The 10,410-nt window shown below is 71.0% G+C and carries 8 protein-coding genes and 1 pseudogene (1 of these 9 only partly in view); 7 read left to right on the forward strand and 2 right to left on the reverse strand.

Annotated features, from left to right (window positions below):
- Positions 1-223 precede the first annotated feature (223 nt).
- The 7 genes from gap (at position 224) to pgi (ending at position 7,394) form a co-directional block, all read left to right on the forward strand.
- Positions 224-1,231, forward strand: a complete 1,008-nt coding sequence (gene gap / locus ACFW2E_RS03455; protein WP_384460674.1) for a type I glyceraldehyde-3-phosphate dehydrogenase — start codon at positions 224-226, stop codon at positions 1,229-1,231.
- A gap of 146 nt (positions 1,232-1,377) precedes the next feature.
- Complete coding sequence (locus ACFW2E_RS03460) at positions 1,378-2,589, forward strand: phosphoglycerate kinase (RefSeq protein ID WP_384460677.1); 1,212 nt, start codon at positions 1,378-1,380, stop codon at positions 2,587-2,589.
- A 5-nt stretch (positions 2,590-2,594) separates the two neighbouring features.
- Positions 2,595-3,371, forward strand: coding sequence for a triose-phosphate isomerase (gene tpiA / locus ACFW2E_RS03465; RefSeq protein ID WP_384460680.1), 777 nt, complete (start codon positions 2,595-2,597; stop codon positions 3,369-3,371).
- Between the two features lie 108 nt (positions 3,372-3,479).
- Positions 3,480-3,716: a preprotein translocase subunit SecG gene (gene secG / locus ACFW2E_RS03470; protein ID WP_384460683.1), complete on the forward strand. Its 237-nt coding sequence runs from the start codon at positions 3,480-3,482 to the stop codon at positions 3,714-3,716.
- A gap of 275 nt (positions 3,717-3,991) precedes the next feature.
- Positions 3,992-4,279, forward strand: coding sequence for an RNA polymerase-binding protein RbpA (locus ACFW2E_RS03475; protein WP_007448238.1), 288 nt, complete (start codon positions 3,992-3,994; stop codon positions 4,277-4,279).
- A gap of 115 nt (positions 4,280-4,394) precedes the next feature.
- On the forward strand, positions 4,395-5,663 hold the full coding sequence (locus tag ACFW2E_RS03480; RefSeq protein ID WP_384460686.1) for an MFS transporter: 1,269 nt from the start codon (positions 4,395-4,397) through the stop codon (positions 5,661-5,663).
- A gap of 75 nt (positions 5,664-5,738) precedes the next feature.
- A complete protein-coding gene (gene pgi / locus ACFW2E_RS03485; RefSeq protein WP_384460690.1) occupies positions 5,739-7,394 on the forward strand; it encodes a glucose-6-phosphate isomerase in 1,656 nt (551 codons plus the stop codon).
- A 333-nt stretch (positions 7,395-7,727) separates the two neighbouring features.
- Here the strand turns inward: pgi and ACFW2E_RS03490 are convergent, their stop codons facing one another.
- Both ACFW2E_RS03490 and ACFW2E_RS03495 read right to left on the reverse strand, forming a co-directional pair.
- Positions 7,728-10,010, reverse strand: coding sequence for an FtsX-like permease family protein (locus tag ACFW2E_RS03490; RefSeq protein ID WP_384460693.1), 2,283 nt, complete (start codon positions 10,008-10,010; stop codon positions 7,728-7,730).
- Positions 10,011-10,077: 67 nt separating this feature from the next.
- Positions 10,078-10,410, reverse strand: a pseudogene (locus ACFW2E_RS03495) (ABC transporter ATP-binding protein); it runs 481 nt beyond the window's last position.

Below are 10,410 nucleotides of genomic sequence, written 5' to 3' on the forward strand. Positions count from 1 at the left end.
CGCTGCCCACCCCCCCCTCGACCCCCCCCGGGGGGCGAAACACCCCCCCCCTCCAGCGGGGGTCGCCCCCCAAGCGGCGGGCGCCCGCCCCCCCCTGCCGTGTATGAGGCATCTGAATGTCACCTCCGGAGCCTCAGGGAGGTAGGGTCGGGGGTGGTCGGGGACATCCCAAATACAGCTCGCCGGCACCGCATGGCCGGCGTACCAACGAGGAGATCGGTTCGTGACGATCCGCGTAGGCATCAACGGCTTCGGTCGCATCGGTCGCAACTACTTCCGCGCGCTGCTCGAGCAGGGCGCAGACATCGAGATCGTGGCTGTCAACGACCTGGGTGACACCGCGACCACTGCCCACCTGCTGAAGTACGACACCATCCTGGGCCGTCTGAAGCAGGAGGTGTCCCACACCGCCGACACCATCACCGTCGACGGCCACACCATCAAGGTGCTGTCCGAGCGCAACCCCGCCGACATCCCGTGGGGCGAGCTGGGCGTCGACATCGTCATCGAGTCCACCGGCATCTTCACCAAGAAGGAAGACGCCGCGAAGCACATCGCCGGCGGCGCCAAGAAGGTCCTCATCTCGGCTCCGGCCTCCGGTGAGGACATCACCATCGTGATGGGCGTCAACCAGGACAAGTACGACCCGGCGAACCACCACGTCATCTCCAACGCCTCCTGCACCACCAACTGCGTGGCGCCGATGGCGAAGGTCCTCGACGAGAACTTCGGCATCGTCAAGGGTCTGATGACCACGGTGCACGCGTACACGAACGACCAGCGCATCCTCGACTTCCCGCACAAGGACCTGCGCCGCGCCCGTGCCGCCGCCGAGAACATCATCCCGACCACCACCGGTGCCGCCAAGGCCACCGCACTGGTCCTCCCGCAGCTCAAGGGCAAGCTGGACGGCATCGCCATGCGCGTCCCGGTCCCCACCGGCTCGGTCACCGACCTCGTCCTGGAACTCGGCCGCGAGGTCACCAAGGAAGAGATCAACGCCGCCTTCCAGAAGGCCGCCGAGGGCGAGCTCAAGGGAATCCTGGAGTACACCGAGGACCCGATCGTCTCCTCCGACATCGTCAACGCCCCGGCGTCCTGCACCTTCGACTCCTCCCTGACCATGGTCCAGGAGGGCAAGAACGTGAAGGTCATCGGTTGGTACGACAACGAGTGGGGCTACTCCAACCGCCTCGTCGACCTGACGGTCTTCGTCGGCAACCAGCTCTGATCGGCAGAGCAGGCACCTGATGTGACAGCAGGGCTCGGGCAGCGCACCGTCGCGCTGCCCGAGCCCTGACGCACGTGCGGATCGCCCCACTGGATACGGTCGATCAGCCCTCGTACGATCAAGAGCCCTCCTCAGGAGTCCCCCTCATGAAGACCATCGACGAACTTCTCGCGGAAGGCGTGGCCGGCAAGCGGGTCTTCGTCCGCGCCGACCTCAACGTGCCGCTCGCCGACGGCGTGATCACCGACGACGGCCGCATCCGTGCCGTCCTGCCCACCGTGAAGGCCCTCGCCGACGCGGACGCCAAGGTGGTCGTCGCCTCGCACCTGGGCCGCCCCAAGGGCGCCCCGGACCCGGCCTTCTCGCTGCTGCCCGCCGCCGAGCGGCTCGGCGAACTCCTCGGCGCCCCGGTCGCGTTCGCCCAGGACACCGTCGGCCCCGCCGCCCATGACGCCGTGGACGGCCTGCAGCCCGGCCAGGTCGCGGTCATCGAGAACCTGCGCTTCAACGCCGGCGAGACGTCCAAGGACGACACCGAGCGCGCCGAGTTCGCGGACCGGCTCGCCGCCCTCGCCGACGTGTACGTGGGCGACGGCTTCGGAGCCGTCCACCGCAAGCACGCCTCCGTGTACGACCTCCCGGCCCGCCTGCCGCACTACGCCGGCTACCTGATCGCCACCGAGGTCGGCGTCCTCAAGAAGCTCACCGAGGACGTCAAGCGCCCCTACGTCGTCGCGCTCGGCGGCGCCAAGGTCTCCGACAAGCTCGCCGTCATCGACGAGCTGCTCGGCAAGGCCGACCGCCTCCTCATCGGCGGCGGCATGGCCTACACCTTCCTCAAGGCCATGGGATACGAGGTCGGCACCTCCCTCCTGCAGGAGGACCAGGTCCCGGCCGTCACCGAGTACATGGAGCGCGCGGAGAAGCAGGGCGTCGAGCTGCTGCTGCCCGTGGACGTCGTGGTCACCCGGGAGTTCCCGGACCTGAAGGCCAAGGCTCCCACCGAGCACACCGTGGTCGAGGCGGACAGGATCCCCGCCGACCAGGAGGGCCTGGACATCGGCCCGAGGACCCGAGAGCTCTACGCCTCGAAGCTCGCCGACGCCGCGACCGTCTTCTGGAACGGTCCCATGGGCGTCTTCGAGCACCCCGACTACGCCGAGGGCACCAAGGCGGTCGCCCAGGCCCTCGTGGAAACCGGCGGCTTCACCGTCGTCGGTGGCGGCGACTCCGCCGCGGCCGTGCGTACGCTCGGCTTCGACGAAAACGCATTCGGCCACATCTCGACCGGTGGCGGCGCCTCCCTCGAATACCTCGAGGGCAAGACGCTCCCCGGCCTCGCCGCACTGGAGGACTGACCTTAATGAGCACGCGCACGCCGCTGATGGCGGGCAACTGGAAGATGAACCTCAACCACCTCGAGGCCATCGCGCACGTCCAGAAGCTCGCCTTCGCCCTGGCCGACAAGGACTACGAGGCCGTCGAGGTCGCCGTCCTGCCGCCCTTCACCGACCTGCGCTCCGTGCAGACTCTGGTCGACGGCGACAAGCTCAAGATCAAGTACGGCGCCCAGGACCTCTCGGCGCACGACTCCGGTGCCTACACGGGCGAGATCTCGGGCCCCATGCTGGCCAAGCTGAAGTGCACCTACGTGGCCATCGGGCACTCCGAGCGCCGCCAGTACCACAACGAGACCGACGAGGTCGTGAACGCCAAGGTCAAGGCCGCCTACAAGCACGGTCTGACCCCGATCATGTGCGTCGGTGAGGAGCTGGAGGTCCGCGAGGCGGGCAACCACGTCTCCCACACCCTCGCCCAGGTCGAGGGCGGTCTGAAGGACCTCCCGGCCGAGCAGGCCGAGACCATCGTGATCGCCTACGAGCCCGTCTGGGCCATCGGCACGGGCAAGGTCTGCGGCGCGGACGACGCCCAGGAGGTCTGCGCCGCCATCCGCGGCAAGCTCGCCGAGCTGTACTCCCAGGACGTGGCCGACAAGGTCCGCATCCAGTACGGCGGCTCCGTGAAGGCCGGAAACGTGGCCGAGATCATGGCGAAGGCGGACATCGACGGCGCGCTGGTCGGCGGGGCCTCGCTGGACTCGGACGAGTTCGTCAAGATCGTGCGCTTCCGCGACCAGTGACGCGACCTGTGAGTATGCGGTAACGGCGATTCGTCGTACCCTTGCGGGGGCTGGTAGGTGTCTGCCGGCCCCCGCAGTCCATCCGAATCCGAGGAAGTTGGTCCAGCCGTGGTTTTGGGGTTCTCGATCGCCCTGATCGTCTTCAGCCTGCTGATGATGCTGCTGGTGCTGATGCACAAGGGCAAGGGCGGCGGTCTCTCCGACATGTTCGGTGGCGGCATGCAGTCGTCCGTCGGCGGCTCCTCGGTCGCCGAGCGCAACCTCGACCGGATCACCATCGTGGTCGGTCTGCTGTGGTTCGCGTGCATCGTCGTCCTCGGTCTGCTGATGAAGTCGAGCAGCTGAGCGCGGATGAGCAGCTGATCAGCTTCTCACAAACACGCACATTCCGTACGTAAGGCCCCATGTTCGGTACGCGCTCCTGAGCGCGGCCTATCATGGGGCTTGCGTCTAGGTGTGGGGGCTGTAACTCGAAGCACTGGACGCGCGTTGGGCCTTACGTAGACTGAGGCGCTCGCAACGAAGCGAAACGCCGACTCGCTTCGCGGCACCATCACGCAGGGAGTTACACCGTGGCAAGTGGCAACGCGATCCGAGGAAGCCGGGTCGGGGCGGGGCCGATGGGCGAGGCCGAGCGCGGCGAGTCCGCGCCGCGTCTGCGCATCTCCTTCTGGTGCTCCAACGGGCACGAGACGCAGCCCAGCTTCGCCAGCGACGCGCAGGTTCCCGAGACCTGGGACTGCCCGCGCTGTGGCTTCCCGGCCGGTCAGGACCGGGACAACCCGCCGGACCCGCCGCGCACCGAGCCGTACAAGACGCACCTCGCGTACGTACGGGAGCGGCGCAGCGACGCGGACGGCGAGGCGATCCTCGCCGAGGCGCTCGCCAAACTGCGCGGCGAGATCTAGGACTTGTGAACGGCCGGGTGCCCGAGGGCGCCTGGCCGAAGCCGTCTCCGCTGCCGGGCCCGTTGTCAGTGGCACCCTTTACGGTTTGTGCATAGGCGAATCGTGAGGGGGAGCGATGACAGGGGGCGTGACGGTGGGCACGGGCGCGCCCGCATGGCGCGGGGGATTCGGACGGCTGTGGACGGCCGCCGTGGTCTCCCGCTTCGGGGACGCGTTACGGACGTCGGCGCTGCCGCTGCTCGCCGTGCGCCTCACCGACGAGCCCCTGGCCATCGCCTCGGTGACCGCCTGCGGCTATGTCCCCTGGCTGCTGTTCGGGCTGCTCGGCGGAGCCGTGGCCGACCGGGTGGACCAGCGCCGGGCGATGTGGGCCGTGGACACCGCGCGCGGGCTGCTCGTCGCCGGATTCGCGCTGGCCGTGGGACTCGGCCACGCCTCGATGCCGCTGGTTCTCGCGCTCGCCTTCACTCTGACCACGCTCCAGACCCTCTTCGACAACGCCTCCACGGCCCTGCTGCCCTCCCTGGTGCGGCGCGAGGCACTGGGCGGTGCCAACGCCCGGCTGATGACCGGCCAGCAGTTCGCGGGCGGACTGGTGGCGGGCCCGTTCGTGCCGCTGCTGCTGGCGGCGGGCGTGTTCATGCCGTTCGTGGCCGACGCGGGCACGTATCTGGCGGCCGCCGCACTGGTGGCGTCCTTGCGGATAAGGCCGCCGCACCGCGTGCCCCGCCAGGCCGGAAGCACCCTGCGGGCCGAGATCGGGGCCGGCCTGTGCGCCCTGTGGCGCGACCGCGCCCTTCGGGCGGTCTGCGTGGCCACCCTGCTGTGCAACATCGGCATGGGTGCCCTCATCGCCACGCTGGTGCTGCACGTGACCCGCTGGCTGCACGCGGGGAACGCGGGATTCGCGGCCGCGATGACGGCGTACTCGGCCGGCAGCATCGCCGGCGGCTTCCTCGCCCAGCGGCTGGCCCGCCGCACCGGACGGGTGCGCGCCCTGCTGCTCGGCGGGACCGTGCAGACCGCGTCGCTGCTGCTCATCGGCGGCGTCCGGCACCTGGCCGCGCTCCTGGCCGGCATGCTGCTGCTCGGCACGATGAACATGGTGTGGAACGTCAACCAGGTCACGCTGATGCAGCAGCGCGGTCCGGAGCCGATGGTGGGCCGCATCGCCTCCGCCTTCCGTACGGCCTCGACCTCCGGCGCCCCGCTCGGCGCCCTCCTCGGCGGAGCCGTGGCCCGCCTGTACGGCCTGAACGGCCCGGCCCTGCTGGCGGCCGCGCTGTTCGCCCTGGCGGTCACCTCGTTGATACCGGCGGGCAAGCCCGACGTACCTGTTGTTGCCCCTCAGGACGGCGCCACGACAGCTCACGTCACCCGCTGATCAATTAGGTTGGGACCGGCAGCGGGGCAAGGTACGCAGCAGGACAGGTTGCAGGAAAGAAGGCTGAAGTCCGAAATGAACGCAGACGGCCGTACCAGGCTCAACCAGACGCCCGAGTGGACCGCTCTGGCCAAGCACAGGGAGCAGCTCGCCGACACCCATCTGCGGGACCTGTTCGCGGCCGATCCGGGGCGCGGCGCCGGGTACACGCTCCAGGTCGGTGACCTCTACATCGACTATTCGAAGCATCTGGTCAACGACGAGACGGTGCGGCTGCTGCGCGAGCTGGCCGCCGCGACCGACGTCTTCGGCCTGCGGGACGCCATGTTCCGCGGGGAGAAGATCAACACGACCGAGAACCGCGCGGTCCTGCACACCGCGCTGCGCGCCCCGCGGGACGCGGTGATCGAGGTCGACGGGGAGAACGTCGTGCCCGCGGTGCACGCCGTGCTCGACAAGATGAGCGACTTCGCCGAGAGGGTCCGTTCCGGCGCCTGGACCGGGCACACCGGCAAGCGCATCAAGAACGTGATCAACGTCGGCATCGGCGGCTCCGACCTGGGCCCGGCCATGGCCTACGAGGTGCTGCGCAGCTTCACCGACCGCGACCTCACGGTCCGCTTCGTGTCGAACGTGGACGGCGCCGACCTGCACGAGGCCACCCGCGACCTGGACGCGGAGGAGACGCTGTTCATCATCGCCTCCAAGACCTTCACCACCATCGAGACGATCACCAACGCGACCTCCGCCCGCAACTGGCTGCTCACCGAGCTGAAGGCCGGTCAGGAGGCCGTCGCGAGGCACTTCGTGGCCCTGTCGACGAACACCGAGAAGGTGGCGGACTTCGGCATCGACACGGCCAACATGTTCGAGTTCTGGGACTGGGTCGGCGGCCGCTACTCCTACGACTCCGCGATCGGCCTCTCCCTGATGGTCGCCATCGGCCCGGACCGCTTCCGTGAGATGCTCGACGGCTTCCACCTGGTCGACGAGCACTTCAGGACCGCGCCGGCCGAGTCCAACGTGCCGCTGCTGCTCGGCCTCTTGGGCATCTGGTACGACAACTTCCACGACGCCCAGTCGCACGCGGTCCTGCCCTACAGCCACTACCTGTCCAAGTTCACCGCCTACCTGCAGCAGCTGGACATGGAGTCCAACGGCAAGCACGTGGGGCGGGACGGGCAGGTGGTCGACTGGCAGACGGGTCCGGTCGTCTGGGGCACGCCGGGCACGAACGGGCAGCACGCCTACTACCAGCTCATCCACCAGGGCACGAAGCTGATCCCGGCGGACTTCATCGGCTTCGCCGAGCCCGTCGCCGAGCTCAGCGGTGAGCTCAAGGCCCAGCACGACCTGCTGATGGCCAACTTCTTCGCCCAGACCCAGGCCCTCGCCTTCGGCAAGACCGCCGACGAGGTGCGGGCCGAGGGCGTGGCCGAGGAGCTGGTGCCGCACAAGACGTTCGAGGGCAACCGGCCGACCACCACGATCCTCGCCCGCGAACTGACCCCGTCGGTCCTCGGCCAGCTCGTCGCCCTCTACGAGCACAAGGTCTTCGTCCAGGGCGCGGTCTGGAACATCGACTCCTTCGACCAGTGGGGCGTCGAACTCGGCAAGGTCCTCGCCAAGCGCGTCGAACCCGCCCTCACCGAGGGCGCCGAGGTCGAGGGCCTGGACGACTCCACCAAGGCCCTGGTCGCCAAGTACCGCGAGCTGCGCGGCCGCGGCTGACCCCGGGCCATCGCGAGGCCCCGGCGCCGGCCGACGGCTCGACCGGTCGGCGCACCGGGGCGGTGGATGAACGCGGTCAGGTCACCTCGGCGCAACCGCCGTGCGGGGGCTCACCGCACTCTCCGCTGACCTGACCTGACCTGACCTGACCGCACGGCGACCGCGATCCTCAGGGACCGCCACCGGCGTCACCCGGTACGGCAGCTGATCGACGCCCGGTCCCCCAGTGCGGCCGACAGGCCGGGGCGTGGGACGGGGCGTCGACTGTCGTCGTACGACGGTCGGTCGTGATCGTGGTCGTGGTGTCGCGTGACGCGTGCCACGCGTGTGCGGTCAGGTCACCGCGCTCAGTGTGTCCGCCAGGCGGCGGTGCGCCGCCCTGGCAGCGGGCAGGGCGGAGAGTGCGGCGGCTCCCAGGACCGCGGCCGCGCCGAGTGCGGTCAGCAGGCCGGGGGAGGGGGACTGGGCGATTCCGGCGCCGATGCCGCTGGAGCTGCCCTGGGCGTCGATCAGCCGGTGCGCCAGCGGCAGGCCCAGCGCGGTGGCGACGAGGACGGCGGCCAGGGCCGTACAGCTGGTCGCCGTCACCGTGATCGCGGTGATCTGCCGCGGGGACATGCCGATCGCCTTGAGCGCCAGCAGGTCCCGCTCGCTCTCGCGGACGGTCCCGCCGATCGCGGTGAGCAGTTCCACGACCCCGATGAGGGCGAGCACGGCGATCAGCCCGGCGACGACGCCGCGCAGCGGGGACAGCCCGTCGGCCGGGTTCGGGACGGTGTGCACGTCAAGGTGCCCATGGCCGGCCGTGGCCAGGGCGGCCGCGACCCGGTGCGGGTCGGCGCCGGCGCGCAGCCTCAGCTGGTAGAGCGTCGGGGTCAGCCGGGGATCGCTCTCCTGGAGGGTGTCCAGCGAGGTGGACACGACCCGGCCGGCGTTCTCCGGTTCGATGCTGCGGCCCACGATGTGCAGGATCAGCGGCCGGTCGCCCATGGTTATCCGCACCCAGTCGCCGACGCGTGCGTCGAGCAGGTCGAGCAGCCCCTGCCCCGCCACGGCCTCGTCGGGGCCGCGCGCGGGCCGGCCCTCGGCGAGGGCGCAGGGGTAGGGGTCCTGGTGGGTACCGAAGCCCCGCAGGGCGATCGTGGCGGTCTGACCCGGGACCAGGGCGGGCACCTCGACACCCGGGTAGGCGGCGGCGACCCGGGGGTCCGCGGTGATCAGCGCGTGGGCGTCCCCGTCGCTCAGTCCGCCGTCGGTCCGGACGGTGAGCGCGGCGGGCAGGCCCATCCGTTCCGGGCTGCTGTGGAACCGGTCGATGGTGGTCCACGCGCTCAGCGCCACCACGATCAGCAGCAGCGGCAGGGCCAGCCGGCCCACCGTGGCCAGGGACCGGCGGCGGCCGGTGAACACCTTGTGGCAGCCCAGGACCGCCGCGGGCGGCAGCCGCAGCCCGAGCGCCCGCCGGGCCACACCCGTCAGCCGCCCGCCGGACTGGGGCGCGGGGCGTGGCACCGGCACCGGTGGCACCCGCCCGGCCCGCCAGGCCGCCAGCCCGGTGGTCAGCCCGATGAACAGCACCGCGCCCACGGGCACCGCGCACAGAGCGACGGTGTGCCCCGGCAGCCCCTGCCACACACCCACCGCGTCACCGAGCCGCCCCGGGATCCGGCGGCCGAGGCCCTGGATGAACGCCCCCGCGGCCAGGGCGCCGACGACGGCGTACGCGACGTGCTGGAGCAGGAAGATCCGTACGACCTGGCCGGGGGTGAGGCCGATCGCCTTGAGTACCGAGATGTCCCGCAGATGGCCCCGGATCCGGGTGCCGATCGCGCCGTGCACCGCGAACCCGGCGGCGGCCAGCGCGCCCAGGCCGAACAGGCCCAGCACCTGGCCGAGGAGCCGGCTGTCGCCCTGTGCCTCGGCGCGCGCCTGCTGCCAGGTGGAGACCTCGTCGACCGCGCCGGCGCCCAGCACGGTGACGGCTCGCTGCACGGCGTAGGCGGTGTCGTCGGGGTCGGTCAGACGCAGCCCGACGACCTGGCCGCCCGGATTGCGCAGGGCGGCGGGCGGCGCCCAGACGAGGCCGGGCTGTTCACCCGGGCTGTAGCGGGGCTCGGGGCTGTCGGCTACGCCGACGACGGTGAGGGAGCGTGCCGTGCCGGGCAGGCTCAGCGTGTCCCCGGGTTCGGCCAGCAGGGACCGGGCGAGCCTGGTCTCCAGCACCACCCCGTCGGGGTCCGAGGACCGCAGCCAGTGACCGGAGACGAGCAGCGGGCGGTCCACCTCGGGCTCCCGGGGAGTGGACCGCAGCTCGACGGAGGCGCGGGTGCCGCGTGAGGAGACGGTGACGGCCTCGGTGAGGTAGGGGCCAGCGACGGTCTGGACGCCGTCCAGCCTGGCGAGCCGCTCCGTGTCGGCGGAGGGCACGGCGTGGATCCACACGTGCGCGCCGCGCGCCTGGCCGAAGATCCGCTGCCAGGGGTTGGTCGCGTACCCGAACAACGCCGTGGCCAGCAGCAGCGAGGCGACGATGCCGGCGGTGGCGAGCACCATGAACAGCGCCTCGCCGCGGTGCGTGCGCAGATCCGAGTGCGCCCAGCGCAGGGTGGCCCGCACCGGGTCAGCCCCTGGGCCCGCGGTGTCGGTGGAGGCGGTGGGAGCGTGGGTGGTCGTACACCGCGGATCAGTCCCTCAGTTCCAGCACGCCCGATATACCCGTCCCGCGGGACGGGGTGCCGTCCAGCTCGGCGTCGTCGGCGATCCGGCCGTCGAAGAAGCTGATCACCCGGTCCGCGGCGCTGGCCAGCCGGGCGTCGTGGGTGACCAGCACGATGGTCTGGCCGCGTCCGTGGAAGCGGGACAGCAGCCGCATGACCTCGCGGGTGCCCCTGCTGTCGAGGCTGCCCGCGGGTTCGTCCGCCAGCAGCAGCGGCGGATGGGTTTCCCCGGCCCGGGCGTGGGCGACCCCCGGCGGGGGACCGCCGCTCACGGAGCGCCGCTATCTGCGCGCGATTCC

This window comes from Streptomyces sp. NPDC058964 (assembly GCF_042741275.1).
GTDB lineage: Bacteria > Actinomycetota > Actinomycetes > Streptomycetales > Streptomycetaceae > Streptomyces.